At 72.0% G+C, this 19,279-nt stretch carries 17 protein-coding genes and 1 pseudogene; 14 read left to right on the top strand and 4 right to left on the bottom strand.

The window, feature by feature from the left end; all coding sequences use genetic code 11:
* Positions 1-51: 51 nt before the first annotated feature.
* Both F784_RS0107675 and F784_RS0107680 read right to left on the bottom strand, forming a co-directional pair.
* Entirely contained in the window at positions 52-594 is a 543-nt protein-coding gene (locus tag F784_RS0107675) for an SRPBCC domain-containing protein (protein ID WP_019586140.1), read from the bottom strand.
* 15 nt (positions 595-609) lie between these two features.
* Positions 610-987, bottom strand: a complete 378-nt coding sequence (locus tag F784_RS0107680) for an ArsR/SmtB family transcription factor (protein WP_051086946.1) — start codon at positions 985-987, stop codon at positions 610-612.
* Positions 988-1,746: 759 nt separating this feature from the next.
* Between F784_RS0107680 and F784_RS27535 the strand changes: the two genes are divergently transcribed.
* From F784_RS27535 to F784_RS0107740, 14 genes and pseudogenes are all read left to right on the top strand, one after another.
* Entirely contained in the window at positions 1,747-2,073 is a 327-nt protein-coding gene (locus tag F784_RS27535) for a response regulator transcription factor (protein WP_211211884.1), read from the top strand.
* A gap of 232 nt (positions 2,074-2,305) precedes the next feature.
* On the top strand, positions 2,306-3,793 hold the full coding sequence (gene pelF / locus F784_RS0107685; RefSeq protein WP_019586142.1) for a GT4 family glycosyltransferase PelF: 1,488 nt from the start codon (positions 2,306-2,308) through the stop codon (positions 3,791-3,793).
* The gene (locus F784_RS0107690; RefSeq protein ID WP_169405660.1) at positions 3,790-5,094 is read left to right on the top strand and encodes a hypothetical protein; all 1,305 of its coding nucleotides are present in this window, start codon (positions 3,790-3,792) and stop codon (positions 5,092-5,094) included. The genes pelF and F784_RS0107690 overlap by 4 nt, the downstream gene beginning before the upstream one ends.
* Positions 5,091-6,131, top strand: coding sequence for an NAD-dependent 4,6-dehydratase LegB (locus F784_RS0107695; protein ID WP_019586144.1), 1,041 nt, complete (start codon positions 5,091-5,093; stop codon positions 6,129-6,131). The genes F784_RS0107690 and F784_RS0107695 overlap by 4 nt, the downstream gene beginning before the upstream one ends.
* Positions 6,132-6,190: 59 nt before the next feature.
* Positions 6,191-6,937, top strand: coding sequence for a nucleotidyltransferase family protein (locus F784_RS0107700; RefSeq protein ID WP_019586145.1), 747 nt, complete (start codon positions 6,191-6,193; stop codon positions 6,935-6,937).
* A 7-nt stretch (positions 6,938-6,944) separates the two neighbouring features.
* Positions 6,945-7,853 carry an NAD-dependent epimerase/dehydratase family protein gene (locus tag F784_RS22575; RefSeq protein WP_019586146.1) on the top strand — a complete coding sequence of 303 codons (909 nt, stop codon included), beginning with the start codon at positions 6,945-6,947 and terminating at the stop codon, positions 7,851-7,853.
* Entirely contained in the window at positions 7,850-10,057 is a 2,208-nt protein-coding gene (locus tag F784_RS0107710; protein ID WP_019586147.1) for an Agd3-related carbohydrate-binding protein, read from the top strand. The genes F784_RS22575 and F784_RS0107710 overlap by 4 nt, the downstream gene beginning before the upstream one ends.
* A 69-nt stretch (positions 10,058-10,126) precedes the next feature.
* Positions 10,127-10,891 carry a hypothetical protein gene (locus F784_RS0107715; RefSeq protein ID WP_245557779.1) on the top strand — a complete coding sequence of 255 codons (765 nt, stop codon included), beginning with the start codon at positions 10,127-10,129 and terminating at the stop codon, positions 10,889-10,891.
* Positions 10,891-11,781 (top strand): MJ1477/TM1410 family putative glycoside hydrolase, encoded by an 891-nt coding sequence (locus F784_RS0107720; RefSeq protein ID WP_019586149.1) that lies wholly within the window; start codon positions 10,891-10,893, stop codon positions 11,779-11,781. The genes F784_RS0107715 and F784_RS0107720 overlap by 1 nt, the downstream gene beginning before the upstream one ends.
* Positions 11,782-12,159: 378 nt before the next feature.
* Positions 12,160-13,824, top strand: a complete 1,665-nt coding sequence (locus F784_RS0107725) for an NAD(P)/FAD-dependent oxidoreductase (RefSeq protein ID WP_019586150.1) — start codon at positions 12,160-12,162, stop codon at positions 13,822-13,824.
* Positions 13,821-15,218 (top strand): sensor histidine kinase, encoded by a 1,398-nt coding sequence (locus F784_RS0107730; protein WP_019586151.1) that lies wholly within the window; start codon positions 13,821-13,823, stop codon positions 15,216-15,218. The genes F784_RS0107725 and F784_RS0107730 overlap by 4 nt, the downstream gene beginning before the upstream one ends.
* Positions 15,219-15,240: 22 nt before the next feature.
* Positions 15,241-16,218 (top strand): annotated as a pseudogene (locus F784_RS27030) (low temperature requirement protein A); the annotation flags it as partial.
* Positions 16,219-16,447: 229 nt separating this feature from the next.
* Positions 16,448-16,714 (top strand): UBP-type zinc finger domain-containing protein, encoded by a 267-nt coding sequence (locus tag F784_RS25215; protein ID WP_083939171.1) that lies wholly within the window; start codon positions 16,448-16,450, stop codon positions 16,712-16,714.
* Between the two features lie 75 nt (positions 16,715-16,789).
* Positions 16,790-17,713: a haloalkane dehalogenase gene (locus tag F784_RS0107740; RefSeq protein WP_019586152.1), complete on the top strand. Its 924-nt coding sequence runs from the start codon at positions 16,790-16,792 to the stop codon at positions 17,711-17,713.
* A gap of 168 nt (positions 17,714-17,881) precedes the next feature.
* Here the strand turns inward: F784_RS0107740 and trxA are convergent, their stop codons facing one another.
* Both trxA and F784_RS0107750 read right to left on the bottom strand, forming a co-directional pair.
* The gene (gene trxA / locus F784_RS0107745; protein WP_019586153.1) at positions 17,882-18,307 is read right to left on the bottom strand and encodes a thioredoxin; all 426 of its coding nucleotides are present in this window, start codon (positions 18,305-18,307) and stop codon (positions 17,882-17,884) included.
* Positions 18,300-19,271 carry an alpha/beta hydrolase gene (locus F784_RS0107750; protein ID WP_019586154.1) on the bottom strand — a complete coding sequence of 324 codons (972 nt, stop codon included), beginning with the start codon at positions 19,269-19,271 and terminating at the stop codon, positions 18,300-18,302. The genes trxA and F784_RS0107750 overlap by 8 nt, the downstream gene beginning before the upstream one ends.
* Positions 19,272-19,279: the final 8 nt, after the last annotated feature.

A 19,279-nucleotide genomic window follows, 5' to 3' on the forward strand; every position in this document is an offset into this window, starting at 1 on the left:
CGCCGCTCCATTGGTCAATGCTTAATGCAGGTGACGGGGGAGGTCCGCCCTTCAGCCAGCCCCACACGCCGCGTTCCGCCGCGCCTCCAGATACTCGGCTAGGCGGTCCCACGTTTCGGTTACGCCCTGCAACATGCCCATGTCCATGACCGTCTTCAGCGCCTCCTCCGACTCGTAGGCGGCGCGGGTGATGACCCTCGTCCCGCCCTCGACCTCCTCAAAGGTCAGCGTCGAGAGGGTTGACGGCAGGCTCTCGTTGATCCTGCCCTCGGCGTCCGAGAAATAGTCCGTGTAGACGAGGCGCCCCGGAGCTTCGATCTCCCGGTAGATGCCCAGGCCCCACGATTCCATGCCGTAGAACTCGCCCTGATTCTTGTCGACGCATTTCATGCAGTAATGCCATCGGCCGCCCGGGCGCAGATCCACGGTGCAAAAAGGGACGTCCCAGCCGCGGGGACCCCACCACTGGCGCAGATGCTCGGCCTGGGTGAAGGCGTCGAAGACCAGCTCGCGGGGTGCGCCAAAGACGCGCTCAAGGACGAGGACTTTCCCAGCGACGCTCGAACTGATGGGGGACGTTGTAGTGCTGGTCATGGAAAAACCTCCTGGTCAGGTGTGATCCGGCGGGTCTTCGGAGTTGGCGGGCGGGTCAGCCTGAGTTGCCGCAGGGTCCTTGCCCTTCTGAAGCTGCTGCAAATACATGTCGAGCCGGTCGAAGCGGCCTTCCCAGAGCTGCCGGTAGCTGCCCAGCCACTCGTCCAGTTCTCGAAAAGGCTCGGCCCGCAGCGCGCAGATGCGCCGGTTGGCGGCCGCCTCGACCTCGATCAGACCCGCCTCGCTGAGGACGCGCAGATGCTTGGACGCCTGGGGCTGGCGAAGCTGGAGACGGGCGGCAATCTCACCCACCGTGAGGGGCTGCTCGATCAGCAACTCGACGATTTGCAGCCGGTGCGGTTCGGCCAGAGCGCTGAAGGTCGCCGTGTTCAGTCAGGCCTCCTTTCCACAGGTCGTGCTTCTTGTGTCGCCCTATTATGCTACGTCAGGAATATTCCTGTCAAGGAATCATGGGTTGGAAGAGGATGGGCACGGCTGGGTCATCGGCAGAGAACCTAGACCAAAGAGGAAATTGGGATGAGACGCCAAAAAAGCTCCTCCCCCTGGAGGGAGGAGGCTGGGTGGGGGTGTACGGGCATGGCGGCCGGAGGCCAGTTGGTGCGTCCAAGCACTCTTCTTTGAATCTGGGCAGCAGGGCAAGCTGGCCCCTGCCACCCCTCCCCCCGACCCTCTGCAAGCAGCCCTGCGATTCTCCCGCACAGGGAGGGGGAGGAAAATCGCGCGTTCATTATGCTTTTTCTCCGGGCTGGGCGCGGGGGAGGACCTGCGGCGTCGCTGGCGTCCTGAGCCGCGCCGCCGACCGGAACGGCGGGCCGGTCGCGTTCTCGGCGCTGGCACACTCCCTGGGGGAACTCGCGTGGTTCGAGGGCCAGCCGGAGGCCGCCGCGAATCAGTTCGGGGTCGCCGCTGGGCTCCTGCACGACACCGACACGCCCTTCGAGGAGGCGTCCACGCGGCTGCGCGCCGGTCAGGTTCTGGCGGCCCTGGGGCAGCGCGAGGCGGCGCTCGACCAGCATCCGGGCCGCGCGGGGCCTCAATGCCGTCCTGCTCGCCCGGAACGCCGCCCGGACGCTGGAGGGCCTGGGCGAGGCGGTGGGGGAACGCGGGACCCGCCCATCCCGGAGTGGCGCCGTGGCCTGGCTCACCCGGCGCCAGCTCGAAGTGCTGCTCCTCGTCGCGCGCGGGCGCACCGACAAGGCCATCGCCCGGGAGCTGCGGCTCAGCCCGCGCACCGTGGAGATGCACATGGGCAACATCCTGGCGAGCCTGGACAGCCTCTCGCGCGCCGAGGCGGTGGCCGGGCCGCCGAGTTGGGATTACTGCCGCGGGAGACCGGCCTCACGTAGAGCGTTCGACAAAAGAAGAGGGGTCACCCTGAGCGCGAGTGAAGGGTCCACACCTGACGCCCGGGGATGCTTCGCGGAATTTACCCCCAATGCAGCAAAAGGCTCAGCATGACAGGGTCCTTTCGCCACATGCACTGAGCCCAGCCGTTCCCCAACCCCGGGGGGACGCCGGACGTCCGATGGGGGGACTCTCTCATACTTCGGGGTGGGTTTCTTCACATTTCGAGATTGGAAATGTAGATTTTTCCTCAGGGTCGGGGGGCCCTCCCCGCAATCGTGGCCCCCAGTGGGCGGAGTGCGGAAGCTCTCCCGCCCTTTTCTTTGTGAGTTCCATGAGTGACTCCATGACACATTCCCCCTCCAACTCCTTTTCCCTGACCCCGCCGCCCGGGGATCTGCGGGTGGCCCTGTACACCGAGGGCACCTACCCGCAGGCCCACGGCGGCGTGAGCGTGTGGGTCGATCAGCTCGTGCGCGGCCTGGGTGAACACCACTTCGCGGTGGAGGCGATCACGGGCACGACCTTCGCGCGGCCCGCCCTCGACCTGCCCGCCAACGTCATGGTGCGGCAGGTGCCGCTGTGGGACGCCCCGGTGCGCGGCCCGCGGCCCGGTTCGGCGCGGACGGCGGCGGTGCTGGAGACCTACGCGGCGCTGCTGGACGCCCTTTGCCTGCTCGACCTGGACGGCTTCGGCGCGGCCCTGCGGGGCCTGAGCGACCTGGGCCAGGCGGGCAGCCTGACGGGGGTGCTGGAGGGGGAGCGGGCCGCCCGGCTGACGTTGGAGGTGTGGCAGGGGCACGCCCGGCGGCAGGCCGGGGACCGTGCGCCCGGCCGCGCCCGGCTGCCCCTCCCCTCGGTGTCCGACGCGCTGGACGTGCAGGTCTGGCTGGAACACAGCCTGCGCCCGCTGGCAACCGTGCCCGCCGGGGCGGACGTGGGCCACGCGGTCAGCAACGGCTTCGCGGCGCTGCTCGCCCTGCACGGGCGCTGGCAGCAGGGCACGCCCTTCCTGCTCACCGAACACGGGGTGTACCTGCGCGAGCGCTACCTGGAGTTCCGGCACACGGCGCTGAGTCCCGGGTTCAAGGCGCTGCTGCTGCGCTTTTACCGCCTGCTGTGCAGCCTGGCCTACCGGGAGGCGGCGCTGGTGCTTCCCGGCTCGCACTACAACCGCCGCTGGGAGGAGCGGCTGGGCGCGGACCCCGCGCGTATCCGCTGCGTGTACAACGGGATTGACCCCGGCGTGTTCCCCCCGGCGGGGACCGAGCCAGAGGGGCCGGTCGTGAGCTGGGTCGGACGGGTGGACCCCCTCAAGGACCTGGAGACGCTGATCCGGGCCTTCGCGCTGGTGCGGCGGCAGACCCCGGGGGCGCGGCTGCGGCTCTTCGGCGGCACGCCCGCCGGGAACGAGGGCTACGAGCGGCACTGCCGCGCGCTCACCGCCGACCTGGACCTGGGGGGCCACGTCACCTTCGAGGGCCGGGTGCCCGACATCACCGAGGCGTACCGGGCGGGGCAGGTCGTGGCGCTTACGAGCGTAAGCGAGGGCTTTCCCTACACCGTCATTGAGGCGATGGCGATGGGCCGCCCCCCGGTCGCCACCCGGGTCGGCGGGGTGCCCGAGGCGGTCGGCGAGGCCGGGCTGATCGTGCGCCCGCGCGACGCGATGGGGGTGGCGAGCGCCCTGACCCGCCTGCTGGGGGACGCGGAGTTGCGCGCCCGGCTGGGACAGGCCGCCCGGGACCGGGTGCTCGACCTCTTCACGCTGGACGGCTGCCTGGACGCCTACCGCCGCGCTTACCCCGCCGCTTTGGCCGGGGGCCAGGGATGACCGGCTCCGTCCCGCCCATGCCCGGGCTGCCCGGCCGGTTGCGCGAGGTGGACCTGCGCCTGGCGCCCGAACGCGCCGGGGCCGTCGACGCCCTGGAGATCGCGGCGTACCTGGAGGCGGACGGCCTGAGCGACGAGCAACTGCGCGACCGCTACGGGGCGCAGGGGCTCTTTCAGGCGGCCGAGCTGCTGTACGCCCAGCGCGGCTCGGGGCAGGCCCTGAACCGCCGGGTGCGGCGGCCCGCGCCCGCCTTCCCGTGGCGAACCCTGCTGCGCGGCCCGCTGTACCTGCTGCCGGGCGTCACGGGCCTGCTGGTGACGGGGACGCTCGGGCCGGGCGCGACGGCGGCCTTCGTGTTCGCGGCGGCCTTCGGGTGGGGCCACGTCATGCTCCTCGCCGCGCTGCGCTACGCCGAGCCGCTGGGGGTGCCGGGCCGGGCGCTGCGGGCCGCGCTGGTGGGGGGAACGCTCGTGGGCGTGCTGGGGGGCGCGCTCACGGCGGCGGGACTGGCGGGGCCGGGGCAGCTCGCCCTGGGCGCCCTCGTCGGCGGAGTGGTCGCGCTAGCGAGCGGGGCGGCGGGGGTGCTGCTCGCCTTTGGAAGGATGGGGGTTTTCACCGTGGCCTTTGCCGCGCCGCTGCTCGCCGCGGGGGTGGCCCTGACCCAGCCGTCCCTCCCGGCGGCCCTGGCGGCGCTCGGCCTGCTGGCGGCAATGCCGACCTACGCGGCCTGGAGCGTGACCCGGGTGCCCGGCACGCTTCCCATCTCCTGGACCACCTTCGCGCCGGGGTTGCGGCTGGCGGCGTACGGCTGGGCGCTCGCCACCGCCTTCGTGGCGCTGGGCACGCGGCTGGGCGCGGGGGCGCTGCTTCCCCTCGTGCTGAGCGCCGGTGGGCTGGAAGCGGGTGTGTGGCACGCCCAGGAACGCCTGCAACACGCGGCCCGCGAGGCACGCGACCTGGGAGCGCTGCGGGGGCGGGGGCGGCTCACCGTGATGCTCGTCGCCGCCGGGTACGCGCTGGTCCTCGCGCTGGGGGTGCGGCTCCTGGGCGACCCGGCGCTGGGGGGGCCTGGCCTGTCCCCGGACCTCCCCACCGTGATCCCGGCCTCCGGCGCGGCGCTGCTGCTGAGCGCCTGGCTCGCCAACCACGGCCGCGCGCCCCTGCTCCTGGCCCTCTGGACGGGCGCCGCGCTGCTCCTGACCTGCACCTCCCTGTCCCCCACGCTGCTGCTGCCCCTGCTCGCCCTCTCGCTGCTGGTGCCGACGCTGTCCGCCCTGCAAGACCCCCGGAGTTACCGATGACGCACACTGCCGCCTCCCTCCCCACCTCCTCCCACTCCTCCTCCGGGCGCCCGCTCGTCGCCGTGACCGGCGCGGACGGCTTTATCGGGTCGCACCTGACCGAGGAACTCGTCCGGGCGGGCTACCGCGTCCGCGCGATGGCGATCTACAACTCGCAGGGGTCGTACGGCTGGCTCGACACGCTGGCGCCCGAGGTTCTGGAGCACGTCGACGTGCAGCTCGGTGACGTGCGCGACGCGGGGAGCGTGCGGGCGCTGATGCTGGGAGCGCACACGGTGTACCACCTCGCCGCGCTGATTGCCATTCCGTACTCGTACGTGGCGCCGCGCTCGTACGTGGAGACGAACGTCACCGGCACCCTGAACGTGCTGGAGGCGGCGCGCGACCTCGGCACCGGGCGGGTCGTCCACACGAGCACGAGCGAGGTGTACGGCACCGCCCGCACCGTGCCCATCCACGAGTCGCACCCCCTCCAGGGGCAGTCGCCGTACTCGGCCACCAAGATCGGGGCGGACAAGCTCGCCGAGAGCTACCACCTCAGCTTCGGGCTGCCCGTCGTGACCCTGCGCCCCTTCAACACCTACGGCCCCCGGCAGTCCGCCCGCGCCGTCATTCCCACCGTGATCAGCCAGATCGCGGCGGGCCGCACCGAGATCCGCCTGGGCGACCTGCGCCCCACCCGCGACTTCAACTTCGTGGCCGACACCGCCCGCGCCTTCCGCGCGGTGGGCGAGGCCGGGGACGAGGTGCTGGGCCGGGTGCTCAACGCCGGGTCGGGCCGCGAGATCAGCGTGGGGGACACGGTGCGGCTGATCGCGCAGGTCATGGGCCGCGAGGTGGAGGTCGTGCAGGAGGACATCCGCCTGCGCCCGGAGGGGAGTGAAGTCATGCGCCTGCTCGCCGACGCCTCGGCCCTGCGCGAGCTGACCGGGTGGGCGCCCCAGGTCTCCCTGGAGGAGGGCCTGCGCCGCACCGCCGAGTGGTTCACGAACCCCGCCCACCTCGCCCGCTACCGGGTGGGCGAGTACACCGTCTGAGCTGGAATCCGCCTGAATGTCCACTCCCGGCCCGCCGGGAAAGCGAAAGGAGCGAAACCATGCACGCAGTGATTCTCGCCGGAGGTAAAGGGACCCGCCTGCGCCCGTACACCACCTGCGTTCCCAAGCCCCTGGTGCCCATCGGGGACACCTACTCGATCCTGGAGATCGTGCTGATGCAGCTGCGGCGCTCGGGCTTCACGGGCGTCACCCTGGCGATCGGGCACATGGGGCACCTGATCCGCGCCTTCGTGGGCGACGGCAGCCGCTACGGCCTGACCGTGAACTACACCGACGAGGAGACGCCGCTGGGGACCATTGGACCGGTCCTGAACGTGCTCGACACCCTGCCGGGGCACTTCCTGATCATGAACGGGGACGTGCTGACCGACCTCGACTACGGGGCCTTCCTGCGCCGCCACACCCGCAGCGGGCGGCCCGTGACCGTCGCCACCTACCGCCGCGAGATTCGCAGCGAGTTCGGGGTGCTCGACGTGGACGGGGAAGGCGGTGAGGGCAGCATCGTGGCCTTCCGGGAAAAACCTACCGTGCAGTTCCAGGTCAGCATGGGCGTGTACGCGATGACCCGCGAGACGCTGCGGCGCTATGCGCCCGGGCAGGTCCTCGGCTTCGACACCCTGATGCTCGACCTGCTCGCCGCCGGGGAACACCCGGGCAGCGACCTCTTCGGCGGCTACTGGCTCGACATCGGGCGCCCCGAGGACTACGACACCGCAAACGCCCAGTGGCTGAGCATGGCGCCCGTGCTGCTGCCCGACCTCGTGCAGGGCAGCGCGGCGGACTGAGGCCCGGATGACGCCCGCTTCCCCCCCCACCGCCTTGCTGCTCGGCGCAAACGGCTTTCTCGGCGGGCACCTTCACCGCGCACTGGGGGAGGCCGGGCTGGACGTGCGCCTGCCCCCCGCCCACACCGACCTGACGGCGCTGCCGGAGGCCGAATGGGACGCCCTGCTCGAAGGCGCGGCTGTGATCGTGAACGCGGCGGGGCGCACGGAGGGAGACCTTCCGACGCTGACGCGGGCGAACGTGCTCCTCCCCGCCCGGGTGCTGGACGGCGCGGCGCGCACGGGTGCCCGGGTGATTCACCTCGCCTCCGCCGCCGAGTACGGTCCAGTCCCCGAGGGGCACGCCTCGCGCGAGGACGACCCCACCCGCCCCGTCTCGCCCTACGGCGCGACGAAGCTTGCCGGGACGCTGCTGCTGGACGAGGCCGCCCGCGCGGGCCGGGTGGACGCGGTGGCCCTGCGCCTGACCAACCCGGTCGGGGCCGGCATGAACGCGGGCACGCTGCCGGGCCGCGCCGCGCGGGAGTTGCGGGCGGCAGATGGACAAACCCCCCTTCGCTTCGGCCCCCTGGGTGCCAGACGCGACTTCGTGAGCGTCCGCGACGTGACCCGCGCCGTCCTCCACGTCCTGCCCGGCCAGCCCGGCGCCGAACTGCGCGGCGTGGTGAACGTCGGCAGCGGCGAGGCCCGGCCCGTGCGCGACCTCGTGACCGTCCTCGCCCGGTTGTGCGGCTTCAGGGGCGGGTGGCACGAGGACGTCCCCGGCAGCCCCCGCAGCGGCGACGTGCCCTACCAGCGGGCCGACCTCACGCGCCTGCAAGCCTCCGGATTCACGCCCCTCCACACCCTCGAAGACGCCCTGGCCGAGCTGCTCGCGGCCCTGCCTGCCTCCCCGACCCTGCAAGGAGCCCCATGAAAACCCTCTCCCCCCTCCTGCCCCTGACGCTTCTCCTCGCCCTGACTGCCTGTGGAGGCGGCCCCACGACGCCGAGCCCTGATCCGAGCGGCGAGGTCGTGGGCGAGAATGGCGTCAAGCTCAGCGAGATCGCCCGCTACGGCGAGCCGCTCCATGCGGGCCACCACCACCCCGTGACCCCCGCCGGGGCCGTCCCCGGTGCCCCTCCCGGCGTCGTGGGTCCGCAGGGCCTGGGAAGGGCCGGACGCCCCGACCTGAGCGCCGCCCGGCTCGGTCCCGCCACGGTTCCCCATTCGGGGGCCCTGCGGTCCCAGGCTCTGCCTGCGAACGCGCAGACGAACAAGGTCGCGCTGAAGATCCTGGTGCTACACGCGGGTGCGGGGGACTTCGGCCTCGGCTCGGCCCGGGCACTGCTGCGCCAGCATGGCATCCCCTTCGACACCCTCGACGCGACCACCCAGGCACTGACCCCCGACCGGCTGGTCGGCCCCGACGGGGTGGGCCGCTACTCGGGCGTCATCCTGGCGAGCAATGCCCTGACGGCCGAGAGTTCGCCCGGCGTGTACACGAGCGCGCTGGATGATGCCGAATGGGCCACCCTGTTCGGATACGAGGCGGCGTTCAAGGTGCGCCAGCTCGCCCTCTTCGGTTACCCCGGCGTGACCCCCGAGGACTACGGCCTGCGCGCGGTGCCGGGCACCGAGACGGCGAACACCGACGCCAGCCTTACCGCCAGCGGGCGCGGGGTGTTCAGCGACCTGACGAACCAGGCGGTGCCCGTGCGGCTGGCCTACACCTACCCCAGCCGCCTGGAGAGCGTGCCCGGCGTGAGCACCCAGCCCCTGCTGCAAGATGGGGCCGGAAACGTCTTGGCGGTCACGAGCACCGCCGCCGACGGGCGCGAGCGGCTGCTGCTGACCGTGGCCGAGAACGAGTACATGAACCACACCCAGCTTCTCGGGCCGGGGCTGATCGGGTGGCTCACGCGCGGCGTCTTCCTGGGCGAGTACCGGCGCTTCCTGGGGGTGGACATCGACGACTGGTTCGCCGCCGACGACCGCTACGACGCCGTCACGCGCACCCTCGCCACCGACAGCTACCGCCTGGGGGTCTCCGACGCCCTGGCGACCAAGACCCAGCAGGAGACGGTGCGGCGCGACTTCCCGGTCGCTGCGAACTTCCGCTACGCGATCATGTACAACGGCCTGGGCGCCGACGTGCTCGCGCCGCGCACCTGCACGCCCGGGAGCAATGTCAAGGACCCCCTCAGCGCGGTCAGCAAGTGCCTGCGTGCCGATTTCGACTGGGTCAACCACACCCGCGACCACCCGCTGATGGACGTCATGAACCGGCAGGACAGCTTCGACCAGATCTTCCAGAACACCCTGATCGGCCTCTTCATGGGCCTGAAGCTCAGCGAGAAGAGCCTGGTGACGGGCGAGATGAGCGGGCTGGGCTACAAGGAGCCCGCCGACGGCCAGCCCAAGCAGGACTACGGCCTGGGGGCGAGCAACCCGGCGATGCTCCAGGCGGCGCAGGCCAGCGGCGTGCGCTACCTCGCCTCCAACCGCAGCGTGGCGAGCCAGTGGAACGCGAACTGCCCGAGCTGCGGCATCTTCCACCCCATGAACTCCAGCATCCTGCTCGTGCCGCGCTGGCCGGTCAACGTCTACTACTACGCGACCACCCCCGACGAGGCCGTCACGAGCTACAACGCGGTGTACGGCCCCGGCGGCACCGCCCCCTACTGGCCGAGCAACCTCACCTATGGCCAGTTCCTGGACCGGGAGAGCGACCTGGGCTTCCAGCACGTGCTCTCGGGCGCCGCGTGGCCCCACTACATGCACCAGACGAACCTGAACCAGTACGCCCCGGGCCGCAGCCTGGCGACCGACTGGGTGCGGGCCGTGCTGACGAAGTACGCCGCCGCGAGCACCCTGCCCCTGAACACGCTGCGCTGGAACGACCTGGGCGCCTACGTGGAAGCCCGCACCCGCTACGAGGGCGCCAAGGACAGCCTTACGGCCGTGTGGGACCGCTCGACGAATACCGTGCGGGTCAGCGGCCCCTCGGGCACCCCCCGCATCTTCATGACGGGCACGGCGGGTCCCTCGGGCGCGAGTGTCGAGACCTACGGCGGGCGCTCCATCGCCCTCTTCCCCGTCGGCACGGGCGGCACCACCGTCACCGTCACCCCGCGCTGATCCGGGCTTGCGGTGAGTCGAAGACGAGCCCGACCGAAGGGAGCAGCAAGTGAAGACCGGCTTGCGGAGATGGAAGGACTTGCGGTGTCCTGGCTGGAAGTTCTGGAATCGGAGCAAGTCGGCCTGAGGGGCTCTCACGCCGTCTACTACGGCCCGGGTGGGGCGGAGGCGCTGCGAACGCTGGGGAGGTTCGGCATGGTGGTCGTGCAGCCGGGCCTCTACCGCCCCGCCGACCTGCGCGCCCTGCGGGAGGGAGGCACCCGCGTCCTGGGTTACCTCAGCGTGGGCGAGGACCACCCGCTCGGCGACCGGGCCTGCGTGCCGGGGAGCCAGCCCTACCACCGGGCGGTGAACGCGCACTGGGGGAGCGTGGCTGTGGACGCGGCGCATCCCGGCTGGCGCGAAGTGCTGCTTGAACGTGCCGCCGAAGCCCTCGCCCACACGGACGGCCTGCTCCTCGACACGCTGTGCAGTGCCGAGGGGGACGCCACGCTGGGCCGGGTGCGCGACGTGCGGGAGGCGTGGCCGGGCGCATGGCTGCTCGCCAACCGGGGCTTTTCCCTGCTGCCCGGCCTGGCTGCCCTGGTGGACGGCGTGCTCATCGAGGCGTTCGGGACCACCCACACGCCCCGGTACGCGCTCCATGATCGAATGGGCCTCGACTACACCACCCACTGGCTCGCCGCCTGCCGCACGTCTGGCCTGGAAGTGCTCGCCCTCGACTACGCCGATACTTCCGCGCTCGCGGACCTCGCCCGCGTTCACGCTGCCCGGTGGGACGTGCCTACCTTCGTGACCGACCGCGCCCTCTCCCTTCCCGGAGGCCACCCCTGATGTTCCGCCCCGCCCTCCTGCTCACTGCCCTGCTGTGTGGATGTGCCGCCGCCGACGGCAATTCCAGCCGTACGGACCCCGCCCCCACCCGTCACGCCCAGCTCGCCGCCGTCCGCACCTGGGGTGTCCAGCTCACCGGGTACGGGGACGCGGGGCTGCGTGGCGTGCGGGACTCCTCGTTCGATCTCGTCGTCGTCGACCCCAGCCGCTGGGGGGACGGGGGCGACTGGACCCCGGCGGAGGTGCGGGAGGCCGCACACGGGCGCCTGCTGATCGCCTACCTCAGCCTGGGGGCCGCCGAGAATTTCCGCGCGTACTGGCAGCCGGGGTGGCGGATCGGTCAACCCGCGTGGCTCCTGCGCGCCGATCCCGACTGGCCCGGCAACTACGACGTGGCGTACTGGGACCCCGCGTGGCAGGCCCTCGCCCTGCGTGAACTCGACCGGGTGATCGACCAGGGCTTCCACGGCGCGTACCTCGACCTGATCGACGCCTACGAGCTTCACCCGGCCCGGCCCGGCGCCCCTGCCGAGATGGTGGAGTGGGTCTGCCGCGCCGCCGCCCACGCCCACGCCCGCGACCCCGAGTTCCTGATCATTCCGCAAAACGCCGCCGACCTTATCCGTGACCCGCGCTACGCCGCCTGCGTGGACGCGACCGGGCAGGAGGAGACCTTCGTCTACGCCACGGATCACCCCACGGACGCGGAACGTCAGGCGGGGCAACTCGCGCTCTACCGGTTGTGGAGGGCGGCGGGCAAGCCGGTCCTGACCCTGGATTACGCCACGGACCCGGCCCTCGTGCGGACGACGTACGAGCGGGCGCGGACCTCGGGGCTGGTGCCCTATGTCACGGGCGTGGGGCTGGACAGGCTGACACCCGGGCGCTGACCTGAGTTTTTTCTCCCCCTGCGGGAGAGGGCCGGGGAGGGAGGCCTGTGACCCGCGCCACTTGCCCCCCCCACAAGGGGGCCTGGGCCTTCCCACTGGCCCCGGACGCCCGGCCCGTTCACCCCCACCCAGCCTCCCCCTCAAGGGGGAGGGACTTTTTTGGCGGCCCACACAGCTTCTCTCTTCTATGAGTGACTTCCTGGTGGCCGCCTGGCCGGGAGGACGGATCCGGGCTGCGCCGTTCCCCTTCCCGCTCAAAAGGCAACCCAAGCTCATGGCACCACGGATGAGGCTGGCTAGAATCGGGCCAGACCGCCTGGCAGCTTGACCGGAAGCTTGCCCCGCCTCCACCCCTCCCCCATCCCCAGGAGGAACCCTATGGCCCGGCCCGTGCTGCTCACCGTCGACGACGACCCGCAGGTGTTGCGGGCGGTGGAGCGGGACCTGCGCGCCCGCTACCGCGAGGGCTACCGCATCCTGCGCGCCTCCTCGGGGGCCGAGGCCCTGGCGGCCCTGCGCGAACTGGAGGAACGCGGCGCCCCGGTCGCCCTGATCGTGTCCGACCACCGGATGCCCGAGATGGACGGGGTGGAGTTCCTGCGGGAGTCAGGGAAGCTCTTTCCCGAGACCAAGCGGGTGCTGCTCACCGCCTATGCCGACACCGACGCCGCGATCCGGGCGATCAACCAGGCGGGGGTGGACCGCTACCTCCTCAAGCCCTGGGACCCGCCCGAGGAGGGGCTGTACCCGGCGCTCGACGATCTGCTCGCCGAGTGGCAGGCGGCCTACCGCCCCGCCTTCGAGGGGGTGCGGGTGCTGGGGAGCCGCTGGTCCCCGCGCGCCTATGAGCTGCGGGAATTCCTGGCGCGCAACCACGTGCCCTACCGCTGGCTGGACATCGAGGCCCAGGAGCGCGACCCCGAGGTGCGCCGACTGGCGGGGACGCTGGACGAATCCCCCGTCCTGCCGCTCGTGGTGCTGCCGGACGGCACGCGGCTGGAGTCGCCCACCCCCGCCGAATTGAGCGGGCACGTCGGCCTGCGGACCCGGGCCGAGGGGGACTTCTACGACCTGGTCATCGTGGGGGGCGGACCGGCGGGGCTGGCGGCGGCGGTGTACGGGGCCTCGGAGGGGCTGAGGACCCTGCTCGTCGAGCGCGAGGCGCCGGGTGGGCAGGCGGGGCTGAGTTCGCGGATCGAGAACTACCTGGGCTTCTCGACCGGCATCTCGGGCAGCCGCCTGGCGCAGGAGGCGGTCACCCAGGCCAGGAGATTCGGGGTGGAGATCGTCGCCCAGACCGTCACCGGCCTGCGCGCCGACGGCCCCTACCGGGTGCTGGAACTCGCGGACGGTTCGGAGGTGAGCAGCCACGCCGTGGTCATCGCCACCGGGGTGCAGTGGCGCAAGCTGGACATGCCGGGGATGGACCGCCTTCAGGGCGCGGGCGTGTACTACGGGGCGGGGACCACGGAGGCCCTGGCCTGCCGGGACGAGACGGTGTACATCATCGGCGGGGCGAATTCGGCGGGGCAGGCGGCGATGAACTTCTCGCGCTTCGCCCAGGAGGTGGTGATGCTGGTGCGCGGCCCGAGTCTCACCGCCACGATGTCGCAGTACCTCATCGAGCAGATCGAGGAGACGCCCAATATCCGGGTGGAGCTGAATTCGAGCGTGGTTGACGTCCACGGCGGGGAGCGTCTGACCGCCATCGACGTGTTCTGCTCCCAGAGCGGGGAGACGCAGAGCCTGCCCGCCACCTCCCTCTTCATCTTCATCGGGGCCGAGCCGGGCACCGACTGGCTCGCGGGCAGCGTTGAGCGCGACGGGCGCGGGTTCGTCCTCTCGGGGCCGGACCTGATGCGGGATGGGCAGCGACCCCCCGGCTGGCCGCTTGACCGCGACCCGGGATTGCTGGAGACGAGCGTGCCCGGCGTGTTCGTGGTGGGCGATGTTCGCAAGGGCTCGGTCAAGCGCGTGGCCTCGGGGGTGGGCGAGGGCTCGGTGGCGATCTCCTTCGTCCACCAGTACCTGGCAAACGTATGAGCGGGACCGACCTCGTCGCCGCCCTGCGCCGGGTGCGGGTCTTCCAAGATCTGCCCGAGGAGGATCTGGCGTGGCTGGCCGCTCAGGGCCGCGAGGCGCGCTACGCGGAGGGCGAGGTGGTGAACCGGCAGGGCGCCCCCGCCGACCACATGCTGATCTTTCTGGAGGGCGGTGTGGAGGCCCGGCGCGAGGAGGAGGGGCTGGTCGGGCGCCGCTACATCGCCCGGGCGGGTGAGCCCGACGAGGTGAGCGGCAAACTGCCGTACTCACGCCTGACCAACTTTCCCTCGACCTCACGCACGCTCGCGCCGACCTGGCTGCTGCGCCTTCCCGAGAGTGCCTTTCCCGAGATGCTGGCCCGGATGCCCACGCTTGGCCCGCGCCTGGTCGCCGTGATGGCCGACCGCATCCGCGACGCCACCCAGGGGGAATCCCAGCGGGAGCAGCTCCTCGCCCTGGGCCGCCTCTCGGCCGGGCTGGCGCATGAACTCAACAACCCGGCTGCGGCGGGAAAGCGGGCCGCGGCCAGTTTGAGAGGCGCCCTGGCGGAACTGTCCGGGGCCGGGGAGCGGCTGGAGGGGCACTGCCTGGAGCGGGAGGCCCGGGCGGCCCTCGGGGCCTTCGAGCGCCGCGCCGCCGGGGACCGCCCGCGCCCCGCCCTCTCCCCCCTCGACCGGGGCGACCGCGAGGACGAGCTGGCGGGCTGGCTGGAGGACCGCGGGGTGCCCGGTGCCTGGGACCTCGCCCCCGGGCTGGTCGAGGCGGGCGTCGAGCCCGGCGAGCTGGAGGGGCTGGCGAAGCTCATCCCCGAGGCCGCCCTGGGCGACGCCGTGCGGCACCTGACCGCCACCCTGGCCGTCGAGGCCCTCACCCGCGAGGTGGAGGACAGCACGGGGCGCATCTCGGAGCTGGTCGGCGCGATCAAGGAGCACACCCACCTCGACCGGGCGCCGCGCGGGCCGGTGGACGTGCGCCGGGGGCTGGACAGCACCCTCACCATCCTGGGGCACAAGCTGCGCGGGGGCGTGCGGGTCGAGCGCGACTATGCCCCGGACGTGCCCACAGTCGAGGCGAACGCGGGCGAACTCAACCAGGTCTGGACCAACCTGATCGACAACGCCATCGACGCGATGAAGGGGCGGGGCCACCTGCTCGTGCGGGCCGGGCGCGAGGGCGACCACCTCCTCGTCGAGATCGTGGACGACGGCCCCGGCATCCCGCCGGACGTCCAGCCGCACATCTTCGAGCCCTTCTTCACCACCAAGGGGGTCGGGGCGGGGAGCGGGCTGGGCCTGGACATCTCGGGGCGGATCGTCCGGGGGCACCGGGGGGAGATCCGCGTGACCTCGCGGCCCGGCGAGACCCGCTTTCAGGTCCGCCTGCCGATAAGGTGAGGGGAGCGACGTGTTCGGGCGCGTGTGGCGGGGCCTGTTCGGCCCACCGGCCCGGCTGCGGCCCCTCCAGCAGCCCGAGACGGGGCGGCACGCGAGCTGGCTGGAACTGTTCTTCGACCTGGTCTTCGTGGTCGCCGTCTCGCAGGTCGCCCATCTGCTGGGCGGCGACCTCACCCCGGCGGCCCTGGCGCAGTTCGCGGCGCTGTTCACGCTGGTGTGGTGGTCGTGGCTGGGTTACACCTTCTACGCGGACTTCTTCGAGTCCGACGACCTGTTCTACCGCCTGACCATGTTCTCAGGCATGTTCGGCATGGCGGCGCTGGCGGTGAGCGCGCCGCACGCCCTGGACGGCGGGGCGGTTCCCTTCGTGTGGTCCTTCCTGGCGGTGCGCGCCTTCCTGCTGCTGCTGTACCTGCGGGCGCGGGTGCAGGTGCCGGTGGCCCGCGCCTTTGCCGACCGCTTCCTGCTGGCCTCCGGGGCCGGAGCGACTTTCTGGCTGTCCTCCCTGTTCGTTCCGGATTCGCTGCGGCCCTGGCTGTGGGCCGTGGGATTTGTGGTCGAGGCGACGTCCCTGTGGGTCCGCAACGGGCAGCTTCGCGCGCTGCCCTTCGACAGCGAGCACATCCCCGAACGCTTCGGCCTCTTCGTGATCCTGGTGCTGGGCGAGGCGGTGCTGGCCGTCACGGGCGGCATCGCCGGGGAGGAGTGGGGCGTGCGGGCGGTGCTTGTGGGCGCGCTGTGCTTCGGCCTGGCCGCCTCGCTGTGGTGGCTGTACTTCGACTTCACGGAGACGGGGGGTGCCCGCGGCGGCTGGTCGTGGCGGACCCAGGAGTACATCTACAGTCACCTGCCGCTCGCGCTGGGCCTGGTGCTCGTGGGCGTGGGCGCCGAACACGCGATCCTGGAGGCGGAGGAGGCGACGCTGCCGCCCGAGGCCCGCCTCCTGCTTGCGGGCGGCTCGGCCCTCGCGCTGCTCGCCATGACGGCGCTGCGGCTCTCGGCGGGGGGGGCACCGCCTGCTGTGGGTGCGTGGTGGGGTGATCGCCGCGCTCCTCGTCTGGCTGGGGCTGGGCGTGCCCCCGGTTCCCTGGGTCGCTGGAACCCTGGCCCTGCTCGCCGGACTCGTCGTCCTGGAGGCGCGGGCGGCGAACCGGCTGGGCGGGCCGGAGGAGGCGGGCGCCGCCTTCCCCACCGAGGAGGAGACCCGGTTCGGCCGCTGCGCCCACGTCATGACGGGCGATCCGGTCGTCGCCCTCTCGGAGGGCTGCGAGGACTGCCGCCGCCTGAGCGACCCCTGGGTCGAGTTGCGCGTCTGCCTGACCTGTGGCTACGTGGGCTGCTGCGACTCCAGCAAGAACCGCCACGCGACCGCACACTTCCATGCGGAGGGACACCCGGTCATGCGCTCCTTTGAGCCGGGCGAGCGCTGGGCGTGGTGCTACGTTGACCAGCGCTACGTCGATCCTGGGGTCGAGGTGGAGGGCGCCCCGGCTTGAGACTGGACGTGAAGAAGGCGGAGTCTAATCCCGCCAGCGGCCCAATCCTCCATCCACCGTGCCAGAAAGGACCCCATGACCATCCTCCGCACCCCCGACGAAGCCTTCCGCGACCTCCCCGGTTACCCCTTCGCCCCGCACTACCTGGATGACCTGCCCGGCTCCGAGGGCCTGCGACTGCACTTCCTCGACGAGGGCTCCCGGGACGCGCCCGTCTTCCTGTGCCTGCACGGTGAGCCGTCGTGGAGCTACCTGTACCGCAAGATGATTCCGGTGTTCGTGGAGGCAGGTTTCCGCGCGGTCGCCCCCGACCTCTACGGCTTCGGCAAGTCCGACAAGCCCGCCGACGAGGGAGCGTACTCCTTCGACTTTCACCGCGCTTCGCTGCTGCGGCTCGTCGAACGCCTGAACCTGCGGGACATCACCCTCGTCGTGCAGGACTGGGGCGGGCTGCTGGGCCTCACGCTGCCGCTCGACCTGTCGGGGCGAGTCTCGCGCCTCCTCGTCATGAACACGGCGCTGGCAACCGGGGACATTCCGCTGGGACCGGGCTTCCTCGCGTGGCGCGCCTATGCGAACGCCCATCCCGACCTCGACGTGCCCGCCCTGTTCAAACGGTCGTGCCCGCAGATCTCGGACGGGGAGGCCGCGGCGTACGGCGCCCCCTTCCCGGACACGCGGTACAAGGCGGGGAGCCGCGCCTTTCCCAACCTCGTTCCTGATCGCCCGGACGCCCCGGGGGCCGAGCTGTCCCGCCGGGCGCGCGAGTGGTGGCGCTCGGCGTGGGCCGGGCAGAGCTTCATGGCCGTCGGCGTGCAGGACCCGGTGCTGGGGCCGCCCGCGATGAGCTCCCTCCGCTCGGTCATCCGGGGATGCCCGCCGCCCCTCGACATCCCGCACGGCGGCCACTTCGTGCCCGAGGACGCGGGGGACACCATCGCCATGAGCGCCCTCCAGGCGTTTGGGCTCTACGACTCGGGCAAGGGTGGGTCAGCCTGACGGATTGGAGGCAGGGCCACCGCCGGGTTGCAAGGTGGACACCACCAAAACCCCTCTGCTCCGCAGCTCTGCGAGTCCGGCCCTGCGGGCCACCACCTCGGGCTCACCTCTCAGGGGAGCCGTCAGCGAAGCCCACTGAGGGGTCGCCCGCCCGGCCTCATCGCCCAGCTACGTCCGCAGGTACGGCGCCAGCTGGGCGTCCAGCGTCCCCCTGGGCAGCGCGCCCACCCACGTCTCGGCCGGGCGGCCCTTCTCGAAGAGGATCAGGGTGGGGATGCTGCGGACCCCGTACCGCCCAGGCGCGTCCGGGTTGCGGTCCACGTCCAGCTTGACCACCTTGAGTTTCCCGGCGTGCTCGCGCGCGAGGTCTTCCAGCACGGGCGCGACCACGCGGCAGGGGCCGCACCAGTCCGCCCAGAAGTCCACGAGCACCGGGACGGAGGCCGTGACCTCGGCGTTAAACGTCGCGTCCGAGGCGCTGAGCAGCCACGGAAGGGCGTGACCGCAGCGCCCGCAGACCGGCACCTGCCCGGCGGGAGGGGCGCCCAGGCGGTTCTTCGCCCCGCAGTTCACACAGACAGCCACGTCACTCATGGGCGCTCTCCTGCCTCGTCTTTCCCGTCTCACCCGCCCCGCTCAGCTCCGCCCCCAGCCACGTTGCCGCCCGGTCGAGCAGCCCGGCGGCGGCGGGCGAGAAGGCCGTCATGTTGGCGAAGCCGTGGATCATGCCGGGGCCGGGGAGGTGGCCAGCGCGCACACCCGCTGCCTGCAACGCTTCGGCGTAGGCCGCCCCCTCGTCGCGCAGGGGGTCGAATTCGGCGGTCATGACCAGGGCGGGGGGCAGGTCGTGAAGCTGGGCGGCGTGCAGCGGCGAGACGTGCGGGTGAACGCCGTGCGCGGGGTCGGCGAGGTACATCTGGGCGAAGAAGCGCATCCGCTCCTCGGTCAGGAAGAACCCCTCGCCGTTCTCGCGGCGGCTGGGGTAGCGCTCGGTGTTCACGAAGTCGGCGGCGGGGTAGATCAGCAGTTGGGCGCGGATGCGGGGGCCGCCCTCGTCGCGGGCGCGCAGGGTGCAGGCGATGGCGAGGCTCGCCCCGGCGCTGTCCCCGGCGACCGCGAGGCGGGAGGGGTCGGCACCCAGCTCCTCCCCGTGCGCGGCGGCCCAGAGCAGGGCGGCGTAAGCGTCCTCCACCCCCGCGGGAAAGCGGTGCTCGGGCGCGAGGCGGTACTCCACGCTCAGGACGGCACTGTTCGCCCCCGCGCACAGCTCGCGGCACACGCTGTCGTGCGTCTCGATGGAGTAAGCGACGAAGCCGCCGCCGTGAAAGTAGACGGTCAGCGGGTGTGGCCCCTCACCCTGCGCCGTGTAGAGCCGGGCGGGCAACTCGGAGGCGGGGCCGGGGATCGTCAGGTCGCGCGTTCCCGCGATGCTGACCGACCGCTTCGGGCTGCGGGCGGAATTGGCGATCACGGCGGCGCGCATCTCCTCCAGGCTGCCCGGCTGGGGGGCGGCAGCCATCTGGAGCAGGACTTCTTTCAGGTGGGGATCGAGGGCCATGAGGGTCT

The sequence above is a fragment of the Deinococcus apachensis DSM 19763 genome, from assembly GCF_000381345.1.
Lineage (GTDB): Bacteria > Deinococcota > Deinococci > Deinococcales > Deinococcaceae > Deinococcus > Deinococcus apachensis.

Coding starts and splice junctions, on each gene's coding strand:
- F784_RS22575 (WP_019586146.1), top strand. CDS start 6,945: ATGACGCCCGCTTCCCCCCCCACCGCCTTGCTGCTCGGCGCAAACGGC.
- F784_RS0107725 (WP_019586150.1), top strand. CDS start 12,160: ATGGCCCGGCCCGTGCTGCTCACCGTCGACGACGACCCGCAGGTGTTG.
- F784_RS0107675 (WP_019586140.1), bottom strand. CDS start 594: ATGACCAGCACTACAACGTCCCCCATCAGTTCGAGCGTCGCTGGGAAA.
- F784_RS0107710 (WP_019586147.1), top strand. CDS start 7,850: ATGAAAACCCTCTCCCCCCTCCTGCCCCTGACGCTTCTCCTCGCCCTG.
- F784_RS0107750 (WP_019586154.1), bottom strand. CDS start 19,271: ATGGCCCTCGATCCCCACCTGAAAGAAGTCCTGCTCCAGATGGCTGCC.
- F784_RS0107730 (WP_019586151.1), top strand. CDS start 13,821: ATGAGCGGGACCGACCTCGTCGCCGCCCTGCGCCGGGTGCGGGTCTTC.
- pelF (WP_019586142.1), top strand. CDS start 2,306: ATGACACATTCCCCCTCCAACTCCTTTTCCCTGACCCCGCCGCCCGGG.
- F784_RS0107740 (WP_019586152.1), top strand. CDS start 16,790: ATGACCATCCTCCGCACCCCCGACGAAGCCTTCCGCGACCTCCCCGGT.
- F784_RS0107700 (WP_019586145.1), top strand. CDS start 6,191: ATGCACGCAGTGATTCTCGCCGGAGGTAAAGGGACCCGCCTGCGCCCG.
- F784_RS25215 (WP_083939171.1), top strand. CDS start 16,448: ATGACGGGCGATCCGGTCGTCGCCCTCTCGGAGGGCTGCGAGGACTGC.
- F784_RS0107695 (WP_019586144.1), top strand. CDS start 5,091: ATGACGCACACTGCCGCCTCCCTCCCCACCTCCTCCCACTCCTCCTCC.
- trxA (WP_019586153.1), bottom strand. CDS start 18,307: ATGAGTGACGTGGCTGTCTGTGTGAACTGCGGGGCGAAGAACCGCCTG.
- F784_RS0107720 (WP_019586149.1), top strand. CDS start 10,891: ATGTTCCGCCCCGCCCTCCTGCTCACTGCCCTGCTGTGTGGATGTGCC.
- F784_RS0107715 (WP_245557779.1), top strand. CDS start 10,127: ATGGAAGGACTTGCGGTGTCCTGGCTGGAAGTTCTGGAATCGGAGCAA.
- F784_RS0107690 (WP_169405660.1), top strand. CDS start 3,790: ATGACCGGCTCCGTCCCGCCCATGCCCGGGCTGCCCGGCCGGTTGCGC.